Raw genomic sequence first — 17,135 nt, 5'->3', positions numbered from 1 at the left:
CGAACGACCGCTGTCAGCTTAGAGTAGGATTTCACACTCTCCCGCAAACGACCCGGGGTTCGCCGCCTGCGATCCTCTCGCGCACCAGACGCTGCTGAGCGGCTGACAGGGCCGGCGGGCGCCCCAGCGGCTTGCCCTGGGCCTTCGCACGGGCCAGCCCGGCCTGGGTGCGCTCGATCAGCAGGTCACGTTCGAACTGGGCAACGGCATTGATGACATTCATGGTCATCTTCCCGGCAGGGCTGGTCAGGTCGACACCGCCCAGGGCAAGGCAATGCACACGAATACCCGCGGCATCAAGCCGGGTGACGGTCGTGCTGACATCAACCGCGTCACGGCCAAGCCGGTCCAGCTTGGTGACGACAAGCACATCTCCGCGTTCCAGCCGGTCGATCAGCCGCGAGAAGCCCTCGCGCTGCGCGATCGCCACCGATCCGGAGACCGTCTCGGCGAAGATCCGGTGCGGCGCGATGGCAAAGCCCGCCGCCCTGATTTCCCGGATCTGGTTCTCCGGGGTCTGATCGGCAGTGGACACGCGGGCATAGGCGAAGGTTCGGGACATGGCTGCCACCTGTTACAAAAGGGGCGTCCGAAACTGCGCCCATGTCCGATAATCCATCATGCCGGGTTTCGGACGGGGATTCCGAGCCTGTCCGAAACCGCTCCTTTCCGGTCACCGCGCAGGTTCATCGTCACCCCTGGCCGGGCTTCAGATAGTCGAGGATGAGATTGCGCAGCACCGTGGAGGCGGGCCGTCCATCCAGCTTGCGCTCCAACGCCTCCCATTCGGACTGGGCAAGATAGGCGCTGACCTGTTTCTGACGCAGCCCGGCCTCCGAGGCGGGCTTGCGGCCCGGCCTGGAGGCTGCGGCAGGCTTGGGGGCGGCGGGCGGCACGGCATGGGGCAGGGCCTCGACATCCGTGTTCTTCTTGAAGGAGAAGGCGGCCATGGGCTGTTTCATGTTGGTCATCCCGCAGGGTTGGCGATGGCTTTGATCAGGCTGCGCACCTGTTCGAGCGGCTTCGAATAGTGAAAGCTGAAGAGCGGGCTTTCATCCACCATCTGCTGCAGGGATTTCTTCTGCTCGATGGCGCGGCTGAAGGCGGTGGACTGCTTCACCTCGAAGATCGGATAGGCATAGTCGAATTCGGCCAGCACCGTGCGGGCCCTGTCGTAATCGCCCGGCTTGGCCTTGTTCAGGACAATGACGATACGGTCGGAATATTTCTCGATCTCGGCCAGGGCATTGATGGTCACCTGCATCTCCAGCGGAGATTCGTAGATGATCGGGACGATGATGCAATCCGCCTGCTTCGCAGCCTCGATGATGCGGGCATCGGGATAGCCCCCGAAATCATAGATGAGATCGATCCCCGGCGGCACCTCGGGCAAGCCGTCCCGCATGCCCATGCGCAGCGCCCGGTCTTCGCCCAGCACTTCGTCAATCGGGCTGTGAACGTCGTTGGTCACGACATAGAAGCCTTCCAGCATGGCCATGGCCATGGAGAGCACGGTCTTGCCCTGCCCCCCTTTCAGATTCCAGACGACGATTTTCATGATGCCTCTGACCCGTTACCACCATTCATATGGTACTTATGTTTTATATGTTTGCAAGCGTTTCCAAAATTTAAACAATCCTAAACATTATAAGTTTTACAATATTTGTTATGTTTGACACCATTTATACCATATTAATGGCTTGTGCCATTATAACGATTTCAACGATGCGCCGCCCCATCCACCTCCGAAGGGGTCAGGAGAACGCCATGCCGATGGTCGCGATACGGGGGAGAAGGCGCAGCCTGTGTGCCATGCTGCAAGGGCCAGTGAAGCGGGGCGCGCGCAGCTTGCCCCGGCCCCCTCAACGGCGCATTCAGGCACCCTGTGATGGCCGCGACCATCAGGGGCCCTCAGCAGGGGCTGGCCAGCCGGGCAGGTGGGTGCCTGTCGCGCAATGAAAAAGGGCGGGGAAAACCCCGCCCTTCCTGTCTTGATGCTCTGATCGGGATCAGACGGCGAACTGCCAGTTCGCAGAGAAATCGACCCAGTTCGGAGCAGTGTTTTCCTGATCCGCAAAGGCGATGTTGGCAGCACCAAAGGTCTCGTAATCGTCGTTGAGACCGTTACCGTTCAGGTCGTCATTCGCGTCGACTTCAAAGTAGATGGTGATGGTGCCGTTGCCAAGGCCGAAGTGATCCGAATGGATCGTCACGGTCTGGGTCGCGTCGTCGAACACGATCGCACCTTCGGCAACGGCGTCAACGAATTCACCACCATAGGAGGCGCCTTCCAGGTAGATGAGGTCTTCGCCATTTTCCCAGGCGTCATTGCCACCTTCCGACCATTCGCCAGCGTCGAAGCCTTTGATGATGTCGTCACCGTGATTGGCGGCGAAGCCGATCACGTCGGTGTCGTTGTCGTTGCCCGGAAGGATGGTGTCGTCGCCGGAGCCACCCCAGATGGTGTCCGCACCTTCACGGCCCCAGATCTTGTCGTCGCCGGCACCGCCGAAGAGCAGGTCATGACCGTTGTGGTTGTCGTCATTGCTGACCCACTGGGTTTCACCGTCCAGGAACTCGATCAGGTTGAGCGGATAGCTGTTGTCGATACCCGGCATCGACCAGGTGTCCGGGTCGTCGTCGTTATCGCCATCATACACCCAGCCAGTGAAGTCGCTGGCCTTCAGCGGGGTTCTGTCGCCATCGATGATGTCGTTGCCGTTGCCACCGAAGATGGTGTCGTCCTCATCGCCGCCCAGCAGGACGTCATTGCCGGACTTGCCGCCGAAGATGACGTCATCGCCACGGTTGCCGACAACCAGGTCGTCGCCGAAGCCGCCGCCCATGACGTCGTTACCCCAGCCACCGAACATCATGTCACGGCCGGTGCCGCCCCACATGGTGTCGTTGCCGCTTGCGGACTGGCTGAACGAGTTCAGATAGTTGTCGTCGATGCCGAGAGCATTACCGAGGCCCAGCATATCCAGCAGGCTGGTGGAGGAGCCGTAATGGGTCCAATCCTGCGAATAGAGGTCGAAGCTTCTGACGCCGGAATCGCCGAACATCAGGTCGTTGCCGGTGCCGCCGCCCATGACGTCGTCGCCAGCGCCGCCGTCGAGCAGGTCGCCGCCGCCGCCGCCATAGATCGTGTCTTGGCCGTCACCGCCGCTCATGACATCCAGATCGGTGTCGGTCGAGCCGGCCAGGATCAGGTCGTCGCCGAGGTTGCCCAGCAGCAGATCCGCACCGTCGTGGCCGATGATGGTATCGTTACCCGCCAGAGCGTCAACGACATCAGCGGAGTATTGACCCATTTCGATGTAGTCGTCACCGCCGGTTACATTGGTAGTCGTAATAGCCATATTCTCGTTCCTCACTAGTGGCTTGCGCAATGCCAATGACGCCCATTAAGCGCCAAACACGAATGTAATAGCAAATGAAGCATCCATCATCAACGACCGTTAACCCTTCTGGCCGGACATGACGGCGCTGTTGCCGTTTCACAACACAGCAAAAATCCTCGCCAAAGGCGGCGGATGCCATGAAAAGCTGGAAAGAACGGGGTGTCGCATGATGGCAGCAAGGGAATCCGTCAGGATTCCCGAAGGCGTGATCTGCTTCGCTGAGCCGCCCCCGGATGCGGCTCCGAAGCTTCGGGTGCCGGCAGATATTCTGTCACATAACCATCGCCTTCGGCCCCCTGAGGCCCGGGCGCGGGTCAGTGCTGCAAGCGAATCGCCATCGCCTCGGTAATGCGCTGCGGGTCGTAATCCAGCCCGATCAGCCGATAGGCCGGACGCAGAAGCTCGATATTCCGGGTGTAGTCGTCATAGTGGACATGGCAGCAGATATCCTGATGCCGCTGCGCCCAATCCATCAGAAGATCTTCAGCTTCCTGCAATCTGGCGAAGACCTTGTCCCGGGAACAGGTCTTCCACCAACCCGAATTCGCGACCCCTTCATGGTTGCGGGTGTTGATGATGAACCTGGCGCCGGGAAAGAATCGCTTGAGAAACTCCATGCGCTGTTCGAACCAGTCCGGCTCGTTATGCCAGCGAATCTCCTTGAAGCCGGCGACCTGCGTGCCTTCGGGCGGGCACAGGACCTCGCGGGTGAACGTATCCGCCAGACCCTGCCCATAACGGTCGCCATCTGTCAGGTGCATCCCGTACCAGGGGTTGCCGTCATGGTGGACGGTCTTGCTCTTGCGCAGCTTCTGCATCTCGGCATTGCTGTCGAAAATCGCCCAGGACTTGGCCAGGTGCAGCAGCACATCCATGTTTTCGCCGCGAATGCAGACTCCATCCGAGCTGTTGAGGATCTTCTGCAGCAAGGTGGACCCGGATCGCCCATAGGTCATGACGAAAACAAAGCGCATCGGTGTCGTGTCGGCAGGTATCTTGTTCATGAAACGCTCGTCAGTCCCGGAAAAGCCATCACATCCTGTGGGGTCGAGACGTCCTTGACCTCAAGCCCGTATGAATAGGCCGCATGGCCGACAAATGCGTCTTCAAGGCCCACACTCGGCATGCTGAAGAACCCCATCATGGACAGGTACATGTAGGAACAGGCCTCCAACCCCGTGCGGTTGAGCGCGTAACCATAGCCGCCCGCCGCATATCTGTCGGGAAGCGGGAACTGATAGCCCCGGCTTTCGACGGTCTCGTCAAGGCATTTGCCGATATGCCAGCCATGCCACTGCTCCTTGTGCATGCGGCTGCCGACGGCGCGGCCGGCATAGGTGAAGCCCTCGGCCTCGATGCGGTTGAGGCAGGCCAGGAAGCCCTGCCGGTCCTGCAGATGCAGGTTATCGTCGACCTTGACGACCAGCCTCGGGGCGGCCAGCAGGTCAAGCAGCATCAGGGCATAGAAGACCTTGCGGTGCAGCGCCTCGTAGGAATCCGGGGTCGGCACACGCAACATGCCATCGGCATAGGAGAAGCGCAGGGGGGTCTCGCCCTCCCGGGCAAGCCGCGTCTCTCCCACGACCAGGATATGCGCAAACTCATCGTCATCCCCAAAGGATTCCTGCGAGGCGCGCGCGCTGTCCAGCCGGGGCTCGCAGGTCACATGCAGGATGACGGTCTTGCCTTCGCAATCCCCGGCAAGCCGGGCCACATCCTCGCCGAGCTCGATCTTCATCAGCTCGCCGAGAAAGTGCCGGAACCGGTCATTGCGCGGGAACAGCGAGAACATGTCCCGCAACATGCCGAAATCCCCTAGCAGACTGCGGGCCGACATCCCCCTGTCGCGCAGCTTCCGCAGGCGGGCGATCTGTGCCTTCGGGCCGTTCAGGCAGTATTCGATGTTGTGAAAAAGCGGCCGGGTCGGGCGCTGATCCCGCGGGATGCGGGCGATATGCTGGGCGACGTCCACCGCCAGTTCCCGATAGCGCGCCTCGGTTGCATCCAGAAGGTCGTCAAAAAGTGGCGTGACGCGTTCCGGGGCCTCGCTGGTGGGGCCGATCAGGAAATCACGCACGGTCTCACAGGCGAACAGATCCGAGTTCAGAAGCTCGATCAGAACGTCTCGCGAGGACATGGCGATGCTGTCCCAGAAGCGTTCGATTTCGCCATTCTCGATGTTTCGATACTGTTCGCGCCAGGTGATGCCGACAGCTTCCGGCAGGGTCTGGTTGCGATCATAGGCTGCCCCGCCCAGGGCGATCTTGGACCTGTATCTGGACAGATCCCGATAGGGATAGTGCAGAATGATCAGGTCTTCCCCGGCCGCGCAGGCATCCCCCCCGATCCCCTCGACGGTATGGTTGCCCTGCGCGACACGGATATCCGGCGCGGCACGGTGCATGCATTTGGGCGGCAGGGGGGTGCCAAGCGCATTGGTGCTATGACGTTCGAAGGCGGTTGTCAGGCGAGGATGGGCAAACGCATCCTGCGGCAATCCGCTTCTGCTTTCGGCCACGGCGTTATGGCGGGAAACGTTGATCCTGGTGATGGTCGCGGGCTGGGCGGCCAGGAATTGCTTCAGGGAACCGGAGCGCGGCACCCAGAACTCGTCGGCATCGTTATTGATGATCCACCCGTTCCCGATCAGCTGCGCCGCCTGACGCGCCATATCCGTCACCCAGGTGCCCTGATCATAATCGTCATCCGTCTGGCAGATGATCCGGATCGGAATTTCAGCCGAGAGCCGTTTGAGGATCTGGGGCGTCTCATCTGTGGAAAGATTGTCCATGACGATGAACTGATCGACGCCCATGGCATGATGGAACCGGATATTATCCTCGATGATATCCGCCTCATCGCGAACCAGAAGCGTCATCGCAATCTGGATCTGGTCGGTGCCGCCTCCGGTCGTTTTCGTGTCGATCTTGGTCTGGGCAATCATGTCACGCTGAACCGCACTGGGCTTGTCGGAGGCTGGTCTGGCCTAGTTACGCGGCCATCGCCGCATTTTCCAGAGCCGGGACCGGGATCGGCCTTTCGGACCTGCATATCAACGGTCAGGACCACGAAAATCCGAGGCATGCCGCCGCTGATGTGAAAATGGGGGCGCTTCCGCTCTTTATGCGCCGGCACAAAAAATGATATGAACATAGGGGCAGGGGCTGAACCTCACCGGCCCCTGTGCCCCCTTCCTACGGTTTGGGGCGCATTTACTCGCGCAGTGACCGGGAGAAGAAGTCCGTCATCGGTTTCACTAAGTAACTGATCGGACTTCTATCTTCTGTGCGAATGAAGACCTCCACCGGCATTCCGGGCACGAGCGGCAGCGGCTCGCCTGATTCGACGGGCTGGTTGCTGTCGATCTCGATTTCCAGGCGATAATAGGTGGTGCCGGTCCGGTCATCGGTGAAGCTGTCCGCAGAAAGACGCGTCACATGTCCGCTCAGTTCCGGTGTCGTCCGGGAATTGAAGGCCGGAAAACGCAGCGTGACCTTCTGGCCCGGATATGTCTGATCGATGCTCGTCGCCGAGAGACGCGCAGAGACGCGCAGGGGCCTGTCCTGCGGGATGATATACATGATCGGCTCGGCCGGGGTAATGACGGCACGCTCGGCAAAGATGGTGCTGTTATAGACCACACCCGCGACGGGGGCGGTGATGCTGGCCTCTGCGATCTTCTCCAGCAGATCGGCGCGCTGCTCTGCCAGCCCGGCCTCTGTGGGATAGTCCTGGCGCAGTTCGGCGATGGCGGCTTCTTCGCGGCTGCTTTTCAGGCTGATCATCTGAACGCCGATCTCGGTGATCTGGCCTTCGACCCTGGCCCGTTCGGATTGCAGCTCTCCCAGCTGGCCGGCAAGCTGGGCCTGCTGGCGCTGAAGCTGGCTCATGGCCGAGCTGCGCACCAGGTTCTTCTCAAGAAGCTGGGTCTGGCTGCTCAACTCGTTTTCAACCAGTTCCAGCTGGGTCCGCAGCGCGGCCTGCTGCGCCTCTATCCCCTCGATGGTGCTGCGGGCCTGATTGATCCGCTGGTTGAGCTGGTCATTCTGCTTGGCCTCGGTGATGCGGCGGGCATCGAAAAGCTTGGTCTGGCCGTCAACGGTAGAAGCGACATCCGGTCTTTCGGCGGCTATTTCCAGCAAATCGGCATCGAAACTGATCGCATCGCTGTCATCGCGCTCGGCCTCCAGCCTGCCGCGCTTGGCCTGCAACTCGAAAAGCTGGCTCTCGATGATGGTCAGATCGCGCAGATATTTGCTGGTTTCCAGCTGAATCAGGATGTCGCCCCGTTCGACGGCCACGCCCTCCCGCGCATAGATGGTTTCGACCACGCCGCCATCGGGATGCTGTACGACCTGGCGATTGCGCTCGACCTCGATCTGACCCGAGGCGATGACCGCCCCCGAAAGATTGGAAAGCGACGCCCATGCACCGAAGCCACCGGCAAGCAGCGCCATGGCCAGGACCGAAACCGTGATGACCCGATGGAGCCTCCAGCGCCGACCCCCCTCATATTCTGACAGGCGTGACATGGATTAGCTTCCCGTATCCTTGGCGGCGGCAGGCGGTTGAGGGGTCGGTGCCGCAGCGGTCGGGGCCGATTTCATGCTGCGGGTGATGCCCTCATGATTTGACACGAACCGCCGCAATACGTCCTCGCTCTTGCCGAAGCTGACCTGCCGGCCGTTTTCGATATAGAGGAGGAATTCAGCCTCGCGGATGGCACTGGGACGGTGGGCGACAACGATCACGCTGCCACCACGCGCCTTCACGCCACGAACGGCATGGTTCAGAGCCGTGATGCCCGTCTGATCGAGATTGCTGTTCGGCTCGTCCAGCATCAGCACCACCGGGTCGCCGTAAAGCGCGCGCGCCAACCCGATACGCTGGATCTGCCCCCCCGACAGCTGGGCCTTATCCGCCCCCAGCGGGGTATCGTAGCCCTTGGGCAGCCTGATGATCATCTCATGTGCGGCGGCGGCCTTGGCGGCGGCGATGATGTCCTCGTCGCGCGGATTGTCGGCCATGCGGGCGATGTTCTCGCCGATCGTGCCGTCAAAAAGCTCTACATTCTGGGGCAGATAGCCGATCAGCGCGCCGAATGTGTCGGGATCATACTGGTCGATGGTCGCCCCATCGATCCGGATATGCCCGCCCATGATCGGCCAGATCCCGGCCAGGGCACGAATCAGGGTGCTCTTGCCGGCACCCGACGGTCCGATGACCCCCAGCGTCCGCCCGTTCGGTATCTTGAAGCTGACCCCTTGCAGCGAGACCCGGTTATCGCCCGGCGGGCGGACGACCAGCCCCGACACCTCGACCGTGCCTTTCGGACGCGGCAGTTCGGTGCGCGGCGCCGGCTCCGGCATCTGGGTCAGCAGTTCCTTGATATTGGACCAGCTGACGAGACCCTGCTGCACGGAAGGCCACTGCCCGATGATCAGATCGACCGGGGCCATGGCCCGGGTGGTGATGATCGACGCCGCGATCATCACCCCGGGCGTGATTTCCTGACGCAGCGCCAGATAGGCCCCCAGGCCAAGGATGGAAGACTGCAGCGCCATGCGCAGCACTTTCGATGTGGTCGCAAAAAGCTGCGTCACGCTTGCGCTGCGGACCTGTGCGTTCAGCGCCATGGACCGATCGGCCAGCCAGCGAGAGAAGATGTTCGTCCCCATGCCAAGCCCGCGGACCAGGTCGGCATTTTCGATGACATTATCCATCTTCATCTGCGCCAGGCGCTGCGACTTCTGGCTTTCCATGAGCACATTGCGCGAAATCATCTGGTTCAGAAGCGTGACCGCAATCAGGAACAGCATGCCACCGGCGCTGAGATAGCCCAGCCAGGGATGGAAAAGATAAATCCCGATGATGAAAATCGGCGTCCAGGGCAGGTCGAACAATGCCAGGAAGGCGTTTGAGGATATCAGCCGCTGGACGCTCTCGATATCGGACGGGGCGCGGGCGGCATCATAGTAGGAATCGGCGCCAACCAGCTTTGTCTTGTTCAATGTGGCCCGAAACACCCGGCGGTCGAACGAGGTCTGAAACTGGGCTGCAATGCGCGACATGATATAGGCCCGGCAGACGTCGAACACCCCCATCATGGCGTAAAGGAACAGCATGATCAGCGTCAGCGCGATAAGCGTCTCGACCGAACGGGACCCCAGAACGCGGTCATAGACCTGCATCATGTAAAGCGGCCCGGTCAGCGCCAGCAGGTTGGCAAAGATCGACAGAAACAGGACGACCAGCAGCGGTCCGGACCGCATGGTAAAGAACCGAGCCAGCTCATTACTGCTCGAAGCCCCGGACCTTTTCCTTATTACGTTCATATTTTCAATGACCTAGCACAGTTTACGGTCGCAGGCAGTGCTTCGCGACATAGTGGTTTGTCGGTCGAATAACAAGCCAGAGGTGCTCAAGCGGGGCGGCATGGTGTTCTGTCGCCACGGTAAATGGCCCATCCGGGCATCGCCATCCCCTCCGAGAGCGCTCATCGCGCAGGGGGCTGCGCCGTCGCCATCTGCTGACGGAAATAGGCCAGCAACTCGGCGATGCCGTCCTCCAGCGCCACTTCTGGCGTCCAGCCCAGCAGCTCGCGGGCGCGGGTGATGTCCAGATAGTTGCGGGCCACGTCAAAGCTGCGACCGGCCTCGTAGCTGCGGGGGATGTCGCGCCCGAGGCTGCGACCGATGACCTCCAGCAGATCGTTCAGCGACCGCCCCTGGCCCGAGCCGATATTGATCTCCATTCCCGATATCTCGGCGGCACCGGCAAGGACCAGTGCCTCGGCCACGTCCCGGATATGCACGAAATCGCGCTGAACCGAGCCGTCTCCCCAGATGGTGATCGGCTCCTCCGAGATCGCCTGATGGCAGAAGGTGGTCAATGCGCCCTGCGCCTTGGCAAGGTTCTGGAACGGCCCATAGGGGTTAGCCACGCGCAGCGACAGTGTCGAAAGCCGGCCTTTGCCGTCATAGAGGCGCAGGTATTTCTCGCAGGCCAGCTTTGAAATCCCATAGGCCGTGATCGGGTTGGTCGGGTGGCCCTCCTCGATGGGGACATTGTCGGTCGGACCGTAAACCGTCCCCCCGGACGAGGTGAAAACCAGGCGGCGTATGTTCAGCGCTACGGCAGTGTCCAGAACCGACAAGGTGCCGACGACATTTTCGCGGCAATCGCGCTGCGGGTTCTGGTTGGATTCACGCGGCATCGCCGTTGCGGCCAGGTGATAAACCAGATCGACACCGGTCATGGCCTCGCGCAGGATCTCGGTTTGCAGGAAGCTGCCCGGCCAATGCGTCGCATGATCTTCGGTGCTGCGATGGGGAACCACGTCCAGATTGCGGATCTCGGCCACGCGGCCGGACAGGGCATGGATGAGATTGCGACCGATGAAGCCGCTGCCTCCGATCACCAGGACTTTGGCTTTGGACAGCACGACGACCTCCTGCAGGGTTGGGGCTGTGTATCGCCGATTGCAGAACGGTTTCCAGCCTATTTGCCGGAAAACCATGTCCAGGGCTGAAACTTGCGCAAGAAGGCAACCAGTTTTTCGTATTTGGCGACCTCGGCCAGATAGGCCTGTCGAAACGCTTCGGACTGTTCGGCGCTGTCCTGATAGGCTCGTTCCATTTCCGTTGCCCGGGCGCGGAAGATGGCCAGATCGGATTCCAGCAGATCGAGGCTTTGCCTTTGCTGGTCAATCCAGTCCTGATCCCCCTGGCGCAGCTTCTGCAGGTCAGCATAGCCCTGTCGGAAGCTGTCCAGGTCCCGCAGCAGCACGGCGGTCGGGGTCTCATCCTGTTCGGCGCGAATAGCCGTGACAACGGCCGAGACATGCCCCTGCATCTGCCGGTGATACCAGACCGCTTCATCGCGCGGGCAATCCACGCAGCCCTCTGCAGCCATATCTGACAGCCTGTCCCACCAGAACCTGGTTACGCCATCCTTGGGCGAGGACAGCGGCAGGCTGGTCGTCAGATCGGCGGCAAAGGCGGTGCTGGAAATCATGGGCAGGTCCAGGAACCGCGCCACACGGTCCGAGGTCTGGCGCGGCGCCTCCCGCCAGGCTGCAAAAGGCAGGATGAGCAGCGGCAGATCGCCCGCGCCTTCCAGCACCGCGACCTGATAGCTTGTCCACAGCATGACGGACATTTCAGGCCCGATACTGTCCCGCCGCGCCAGCGAGGCCGCAACCTCGTCTGGATGGCGCAGGCAGCAGATCAGCGAAAGCCGGGCGTCCAGCCGCTCGGCCGCAATCTGCCAGAGCGGCAGGAACAGGCTCATCCGCGGGTCTTTCAGCGCCAGCACCCGACCTGCATCGACCGCATCCAGGCGCGCGCGCAGCAGCTCGGTTGCCCGCGCTGCCGCCTCTGCCGCGCGCGCCGTGTCAAACCAGGCGGGCGGCACCCCAAGGGCGTGCTCTGGTGTGCCCCAGGGCCGGCCCATCTCGAACAGAAGATCGTCGTGAAATGCGACGATTTCGGCGGCTTCCCAATAGCCACGCGGATTGAATTCGTCGCCCTCAAGCAATGCCCCGCCGGGCTGCGCACCCAGAAGGTTCAGCCCCTGCATGGTCATCGACGTCCCCGATCGGTGCATCCCCACCACCGCCACGATCCGCCGCGCGGGCTGCCTGTCAGGTGCCGTCATTGCATCAACCCGCTGCTGTGCCGCACAGGTCGGCCAGGTGGCGCTGGAAGGCGTCGCCCTCCTTCTCCCAGGAGGCCGCATCGGCGATGGCCTTGGCCCGGGCGGCGCGGGCTGCCCGTTCTTCCGGGTCGCGCAGCGCGGACAGCATGGCATCGGCCAGGGCATCGGGATCCGGCAGGGCATAATAGGCGGCGTTTTCCGGCAATAGCCAACGTGTCGAGGGGCTGTCATTCATCACCACCGGACAGCCGCAGGCCGACACTTCAAGGGGCAGGAGCGACAGGTTGGTGCCCGAAAGCACCAGCGACAGCTGACAGCGCGCATAAAGCTCGGGCAGGTCGTCCAGCTTCATTTCGCCGGCATTGAGATGGTGGAAAGGAACTTCGACCCCACCGACATCGCCACCTGCGAAGATGACGGCGGCGCGCGGTTCCTCGCGGCAGACCTTGGCCAGTGCCAGCAGACCGATCTCGAACAGGCGGCGGGGGGTCACATGCCGCGAATAGAACAGGATATTCAGGTTCTCGCTGGGATCGGCGACGTCCTGAACCCGATAGCGTTCATGATCGACCCCGAAAGAGACGGCACGACACTCCATGCCGAACTCGCTGGAAAGTTTGTCCGACAGCCATTGCCCGGCCGTGATCGCCTTCAGCCCCAATCGGTAGGTCCCTTCGGCAAAATAATATTCCGACGAGACGGGCGAGAAATAGGGCTCGTAATCCTGCACGAAATACATCCTGTGCCGGCTGGCACGGTGCTTCGCAACCCAATAGGCGGTCTGCCAGCCGGTCGCGAATGTCACCTCTGACGGGCGAAACCCGTCAATGCCCAGGACAAGTTCGGCCTCCAGCGGTCCGTACCACTCGGCAAGCGCCTTGCGGGCATCCTCGACGCTGTTCCAGTCATAAGGCGGCACGATCACCAGGCGCTGCTGATAGCCACGCCGCGCCATCATGTTGATGAAGCGAAAGATGTTCAGATGCCCGCCGGAACCGAAGCCGAAATTCGGGATGACCCACTGGATGCTGTTTGGCGCCGCATGGCCAAGATCTCCGGCATTGCCATGTTCCTGGCCCAGGATACGCTGGTAATGGGTGATGAAGTCGGTCTTGCCATTGCGGGCCGCGGCCACCTTCACCGGCTGCGGGCCGCTGTAGAGCACCCTGGTGACGGCGGTTTTCAGTGCTGATCGCACGCCATGATGACGCGCATAGGTCACGAATTTCGTCAGATTGCTTACCATTACAGATTCCTGATCCAGGTATCGCGCGACAGCCGGTCTGCCAGGCCCGCAGGCAGGGACGCGCGCGCGCCAAGGTAATGCCCCATCGGCTTGGCAAAGGCTTCCAGGATACGCGACAGGGTCTTGCGGGGGTGACTGCGCCACCAGCCGTTTTTCCAGGCCAGGCCCATGTCGCGCAAGACCAGATAGCCGCTGGATCGAACCACCGCCCACAGGCTTGGGCTGAGCGTATAGCCAAACAGGATCCTGAAGGCGCGAGATTCATCATAGCTGCGCCGCAGCGTTTCCACAGGGCCGAAGGAGTGGGAGTGCTTGACCACCGAATCCGGCGCAAAAGCCTTGCGATAACCTGCCTCGACGATGATCTTTGCCCAGATCTGATCCTCGGCGAACTGGACATCTGGATAGGGAAATTCCTGCCAGATCCGCCGTGGCATGGCGGAGGAATTGTCGGAGTAATAGTGGTAGATCTGCCGCAGGCCCTGATCGGCGTCATAGGCGGCCCGGTCGGTGATCTCGACCACCGGGAAGTTTCTCAGCCCCTTGAAATGCTCTGACAGCTCCCATGCGATAAAGGGATCGGCATCGTCATGGCCGATATGGCGCCCGAATACGCCCGCGATACGGTCATCGGCACGCATGGGCGCCAACAGGGCTGATAGCCAGTGCGGATCGGCAGGGATGGCGTCATGAGTGAGGAAAACCAGATATTCGGCCTGGCTGAGGCTGGCGGCATGGTTGCGGGTCCGCCCGTGGCCAAAATCCTCTGACGCGATGCGCTCCAGTCGAAAGCCGCTTTCCTCGGCCAGATGGTCCGACCCGTCGGTTGAGCCGCTGTCCACGCAGATCACTTCGAATGGCGCATCGTAATCCTGCTGCTGCAGGGCAGCGCAAACCTCGGGAAAATACGGCATGCCGTTCTTCAGGGGAATGATGATCGAGGCCGAGTTCGGGCCCTGTGCCACCTCTGAGGACCTGGTCTTTCTTTCTGGGGCACTCTTCATGTCTATGCCAAAACCCTTCAACAGTTGAACTCACAGCAGCCACTACAGTCGATCTCACGAGATCTTCCAGTGTCAGACATGGGCTTGATGGCGCGGCTTTGTCCCAAGGCTGCAGTTTCTTTTTCTCGGCAAGGTGAGCCCTTTCCACAAGCGTTGTTCTCAGCTCTGATCGCCTCTTGGATCAAGTTATCCACAGGGTCAAAGTGTTAAATATGTGTTAATATAGTGTTACGCCTTCGCGAAGGGCGTTTTTATTTCGTGTTTTCATGATCTTACAAAGTTGCTCGGTAACTGAAAACACGAATCTCGGTAACTGAAAACACGAATCTTGGTAACTGAAAACACGAATCTCAAATCTGGTAACTGAAAACACGAATCTTGACGCCGGTAACTGAAAACACGAATGTGGATATATGACATCGGAAGCGACACATACCCTGCCCGCTCTTCTGCCGGATCGCCATCCACAGCATGACCTGTTCATCTGTGACGTTGCGGATGCGGTGCTCAAGGATGTGATGCAGCACATGGAGCATCCGTTCTATTCGCTGTCCAAGAAACCGGAGACCACGGTCAAGCGCTATCGCAATGGCGAGCATTGGTTTGAGGTCACGCCGAGCGTCAAGGGCCTGGCCACGATCTACGACAAGGATATCCTGATCTACTGCATCAGCCAGATCATGGCCAAGTTGAAACGGGGCGAGACGGTCTCACCTCGGGTTCGAATCAACTCACACGAGATGCTGATCTTTTCCAACCGGGGAACCAGTGGCCGCGAATATCTCGCCCTGATCGATGCCCTGGACCGGCTTGAAGGGACCCGCATCCGCACCAATATCGTCACCGGCGATGAAGAACAGATCGATGGCTTCGGCCTGATCGATGCCTCCTCGATCAGGCGCAAGCACGGGTTGGACGGCCGGCTCCTGTGGTGTGAGGTCAAGCTGTCGGACTGGGTCTTCAATGCGATCCGCAACGAAGAGGTGCTGACCCTTCATCGCGACTATTTCCGCCTGCGCAAACCGATCGAGCGCCGGGTCTATGAACTGGCACGCAAGCATTGCGGCCAGCAGAGGACCTGGCGCATCTCTCTCACGAAACTGCTGTTCAAGACCGGCTCGCAAAGCCCGGAAAAGCGCTTCCGGCAGATGCTGCGCCAGCTGGTTGAAAACGACCACCTGCCCGATTACCACGTCGCCTATGACGAGGAGAGCGACATGGTCGTTTTCACCAACCGGGGGACCATGTCCGCCCCCGCATTGAGCGATGTCCGCGTCCCGCCGTTGAAAGCCGACACCTATGAGCGGGCACGGGAATGCGCGCCGGGATGGGATGTCTACCACCTGGAGCGGGAATGGCGCGACTGGATCGTCGAACCGCCACGGGACGCGGATGCGGCCTTCATGGGCTTCTGCCGGAAATGGTTCGAGAAGCGTGGAGCCCCCTGACGGCTGAACCCTCGGCCCGACCCAGGCAAACACAAGCACTGGCACAGACCGGCGAAAGCAGGCTAAATCCTGCGGCAAATCCTCTGGAGGTCAGATGACGCTCAGCGAACCCGATATTGTGAACCGCCCCTCCCTTGCCACGCCGAAGAAGACAATCACCATGCCGGTGAGTGCCGCCCGCCCCGACGGGGCACAGGCAACTGTCGTGGTCCTTGGGGTTGAGCGCGGCGGCACCTCCATGGTGGCAGGGGTCGTGCGGGCACTTGGCATCGAGATGGGGCCGCGCGCCGGGCTGAACCACGAGGACCCGCTGTTCCTGACCGAAGACCACGAGCTGCTCAAGAAGCGGATCGCAACGCGCAACACGGAAAACGCGACCTGGGGCTTCAAGGTGCCCAAGGCAACGATGCATCTGGAATTCTTCGAGAGCGTCCTGCGCAGGCCCGTCTATCTGGTTGCCTATCGCAACTCTCTGGCCGTGGCCGACAGCTGGATGCAGCGCGGGGCCGGGCAGCTTACCGGTGTGCTGCAACGGGTGCAGACCTATCAGGACGCGCTGCTGAAGCTCTACGAGACCAGCTCTGCCCCGATCCTGCTGATCAATTACGAACGGGCGGTGCAGGATGCCGCGTCGCAGGCGCAATTCGTTGACGAACTGATCGCGTTTCTGGGCATCGGCGTCGACAGCGAGGCGCGAGATCGGGCCATCAGCATGATGACCGGCGATGGCGGGGGCTATGTGAACCTGCCCGAACATTACTTCGCGGTGGCAGATGCCCGGGACACCCGCCCCACGACGCGGCTGGAGCTGGTCGAAGCCAATCCAGACCCGCGCGATGCCGAGGGCTGGATCCATCATGAGACACGAAAGCCGCAGCTGATCTATCGCATGGCCGATGGCAGCAATCTGCCCAGGCGCTTCCGGCTGCGGATCGACTTCACCCATGGCGAGGGCACCGATTCCGCCGATGGCAGCCTGCGCCTGTTCTTCCGCTTCACCGAGCATTTCATCAATGCCCATTGCGTTCGCCCGGTGCTTCGGGACGGGCTTAACGTGCTGGACGTGGAAACCAGCGGTCATGCCGATGCGATGGCCTTTGGCCCGTGGGAAACCCTGCCCATGCGGTTCAAGCTTTCGGTAGAGGCAGCCACGCCGATCGAGGGCACGGCAATCTCGGACAGCCAGCCGCAGGCAGGCCAGAAACTGCCGCTCATGGCCCGGATTCAGAACCGGCTGAAATCCAGGATCAGGTCCGGTCCCTGATGCGCAAGATCGTCTGCCGGCTTGTCCCGAACTGGCGGGCGATGGCCGAGACGGGTTGGGGTCGTTTGCGGGAGAGTGTGAAATCCTACGCTAAGCGCCGAGCAGCCGTTT

At 61.1% G+C, this 17,135-nt stretch carries 14 protein-coding genes and 1 pseudogene; 2 read left to right on the top strand and 13 right to left on the bottom strand.

The genetic code is table 11. The features are described from left to right. Window positions 1–31: 31 nt before the first annotated feature. The 12 genes from Q0330_RS03430 to Q0330_RS03375 form a co-directional block, all read right to left on the bottom strand. Complete coding sequence (locus Q0330_RS03430) at window positions 32–562, bottom strand: recombinase family protein (protein WP_299474487.1); 531 nt, start codon at window positions 560–562, stop codon at window positions 32–34. Between the two features lie 130 nt (window positions 563–692). Beyond that, window positions 693–962, bottom strand: coding sequence for a hypothetical protein (locus tag Q0330_RS03425; protein ID WP_299474484.1), 270 nt, complete (start codon window positions 960–962; stop codon window positions 693–695). A 5-nt stretch (window positions 963–967) separates the two neighbouring features. Next, window positions 968–1,558: a hypothetical protein gene (locus Q0330_RS03420; protein ID WP_299474481.1), complete on the bottom strand. Its 591-nt coding sequence runs from the start codon at window positions 1,556–1,558 to the stop codon at window positions 968–970. A gap of 451 nt (window positions 1,559–2,009) precedes the next feature. Next, complete coding sequence (locus Q0330_RS03415) at window positions 2,010–3,362, bottom strand: calcium-binding protein (RefSeq protein ID WP_299474478.1); 1,353 nt, start codon at window positions 3,360–3,362, stop codon at window positions 2,010–2,012. Between the two features lie 356 nt (window positions 3,363–3,718). Next, on the bottom strand, window positions 3,719–4,408 hold the full coding sequence (locus Q0330_RS03410; RefSeq protein WP_299474475.1) for a sulfotransferase: 690 nt from the start codon (window positions 4,406–4,408) through the stop codon (window positions 3,719–3,721). Further along, window positions 4,405–6,348 carry a glycosyltransferase family 2 protein gene (locus Q0330_RS03405; RefSeq protein ID WP_299474472.1) on the bottom strand — a complete coding sequence of 648 codons (1,944 nt, stop codon included), beginning with the start codon at window positions 6,346–6,348 and terminating at the stop codon, window positions 4,405–4,407. Before Q0330_RS03405 ends, Q0330_RS03410 begins: the two co-directional genes overlap by 4 nt. Before the next feature lie 268 nt (window positions 6,349–6,616). Further along, on the bottom strand, window positions 6,617–7,936 hold the full coding sequence (locus tag Q0330_RS03400) for an HlyD family type I secretion periplasmic adaptor subunit (protein ID WP_299474469.1): 1,320 nt from the start codon (window positions 7,934–7,936) through the stop codon (window positions 6,617–6,619). A 3-nt stretch (window positions 7,937–7,939) separates the two neighbouring features. Continuing rightward, window positions 7,940–9,676: a type I secretion system permease/ATPase gene (locus tag Q0330_RS03395; RefSeq protein ID WP_299474466.1), complete on the bottom strand. Its 1,737-nt coding sequence runs from the start codon at window positions 9,674–9,676 to the stop codon at window positions 7,940–7,942. 224 nt (window positions 9,677–9,900) lie between these two features. After that, window positions 9,901–10,848 carry an NAD-dependent epimerase/dehydratase family protein gene (locus tag Q0330_RS03390; protein ID WP_299474463.1) on the bottom strand — a complete coding sequence of 316 codons (948 nt, stop codon included), beginning with the start codon at window positions 10,846–10,848 and terminating at the stop codon, window positions 9,901–9,903. Window positions 10,849–10,904: 56 nt separating this feature from the next. Beyond that, window positions 10,905–12,062: a hypothetical protein gene (locus Q0330_RS03385; RefSeq protein WP_299474460.1), complete on the bottom strand. Its 1,158-nt coding sequence runs from the start codon at window positions 12,060–12,062 to the stop codon at window positions 10,905–10,907. Window positions 12,063–12,066: 4 nt separating this feature from the next. After that, window positions 12,067–13,308 carry a glycosyltransferase family 4 protein gene (locus Q0330_RS03380; RefSeq protein ID WP_299474458.1) on the bottom strand — a complete coding sequence of 414 codons (1,242 nt, stop codon included), beginning with the start codon at window positions 13,306–13,308 and terminating at the stop codon, window positions 12,067–12,069. Further along, window positions 13,308–14,273: a glycosyltransferase family 2 protein gene (locus tag Q0330_RS03375; protein ID WP_299474456.1), complete on the bottom strand. Its 966-nt coding sequence runs from the start codon at window positions 14,271–14,273 to the stop codon at window positions 13,308–13,310. The genes Q0330_RS03380 and Q0330_RS03375 overlap by 1 nt, the downstream gene beginning before the upstream one ends. Before the next feature lie 452 nt (window positions 14,274–14,725). Here Q0330_RS03375 and Q0330_RS03370 point away from each other — a divergent pair, with 452 nt between their 5' ends. Next, window positions 14,726–15,760 (top strand): replication initiator protein A, encoded by a 1,035-nt coding sequence (locus Q0330_RS03370; RefSeq protein WP_299474453.1) that lies wholly within the window; start codon window positions 14,726–14,728, stop codon window positions 15,758–15,760. 94 nt (window positions 15,761–15,854) lie between these two features. Further along, entirely contained in the window at window positions 15,855–17,024 is a 1,170-nt protein-coding gene (locus tag Q0330_RS03365) for a hypothetical protein (RefSeq protein WP_299474450.1), read from the top strand. Here the strand turns inward: Q0330_RS03365 and Q0330_RS19210 are convergent. Continuing rightward, window positions 17,008–17,082: pseudogene (locus tag Q0330_RS19210) on the bottom strand (helix-turn-helix domain-containing protein); the annotation flags it as partial. The gene Q0330_RS03365 and the pseudogene Q0330_RS19210 sit on opposite strands and share 17 nt — an antisense overlap. Window positions 17,083–17,135 lie beyond the last annotated feature (53 nt).

Source organism: uncultured Paracoccus sp., from assembly GCF_937873615.1.
In the GTDB taxonomy this organism is placed as follows: domain Bacteria; phylum Pseudomonadota; class Alphaproteobacteria; order Rhodobacterales; family Rhodobacteraceae; genus Paracoccus.
This window is presented reverse-complemented; position numbering and strand designations above follow the sequence as displayed.

What these genes read in the sequence shown, in the direction of transcription:
- Q0330_RS03430 (WP_299474487.1), bottom strand. Translation starts at nt 562, where the DNA reads ATGTCCCGAACCTTCGCCTATGCCCGCGTGTCCACTGCCGATCAGACC.
- Q0330_RS03425 (WP_299474484.1), bottom strand. Translation starts at nt 962, where the DNA reads ATGAAACAGCCCATGGCCGCCTTCTCCTTCAAGAAGAACACGGATGTC.
- Q0330_RS03420 (WP_299474481.1), bottom strand. Translation starts at nt 1,558, where the DNA reads ATGAAAATCGTCGTCTGGAATCTGAAAGGGGGGCAGGGCAAGACCGTG.
- Q0330_RS03415 (WP_299474478.1), bottom strand. Translation starts at nt 3,362, where the DNA reads ATGGCTATTACGACTACCAATGTAACCGGCGGTGACGACTACATCGAA.
- Q0330_RS03410 (WP_299474475.1), bottom strand. Translation starts at nt 4,408, where the DNA reads ATGAACAAGATACCTGCCGACACGACACCGATGCGCTTTGTTTTCGTC.
- Q0330_RS03405 (WP_299474472.1), bottom strand. Translation starts at nt 6,348, where the DNA reads ATGATTGCCCAGACCAAGATCGACACGAAAACGACCGGAGGCGGCACC.
- Q0330_RS03400 (WP_299474469.1), bottom strand. Translation starts at nt 7,936, where the DNA reads ATGTCACGCCTGTCAGAATATGAGGGGGGTCGGCGCTGGAGGCTCCAT.
- Q0330_RS03395 (WP_299474466.1), bottom strand. Translation starts at nt 9,676, where the DNA reads ATGCGGTCCGGACCGCTGCTGGTCGTCCTGTTTCTGTCGATCTTTGCC.
- Q0330_RS03385 (WP_299474460.1), bottom strand. Translation starts at nt 12,062, where the DNA reads ATGACGGCACCTGACAGGCAGCCCGCGCGGCGGATCGTGGCGGTGGTG.
- Q0330_RS03380 (WP_299474458.1), bottom strand. Translation starts at nt 13,308, where the DNA reads ATGGTAAGCAATCTGACGAAATTCGTGACCTATGCGCGTCATCATGGC.
- Q0330_RS03370 (WP_299474453.1), top strand. Translation starts at nt 14,726, where the DNA reads ATGACATCGGAAGCGACACATACCCTGCCCGCTCTTCTGCCGGATCGC.
- Q0330_RS03365 (WP_299474450.1), top strand. Translation starts at nt 15,855, where the DNA reads ATGACGCTCAGCGAACCCGATATTGTGAACCGCCCCTCCCTTGCCACG.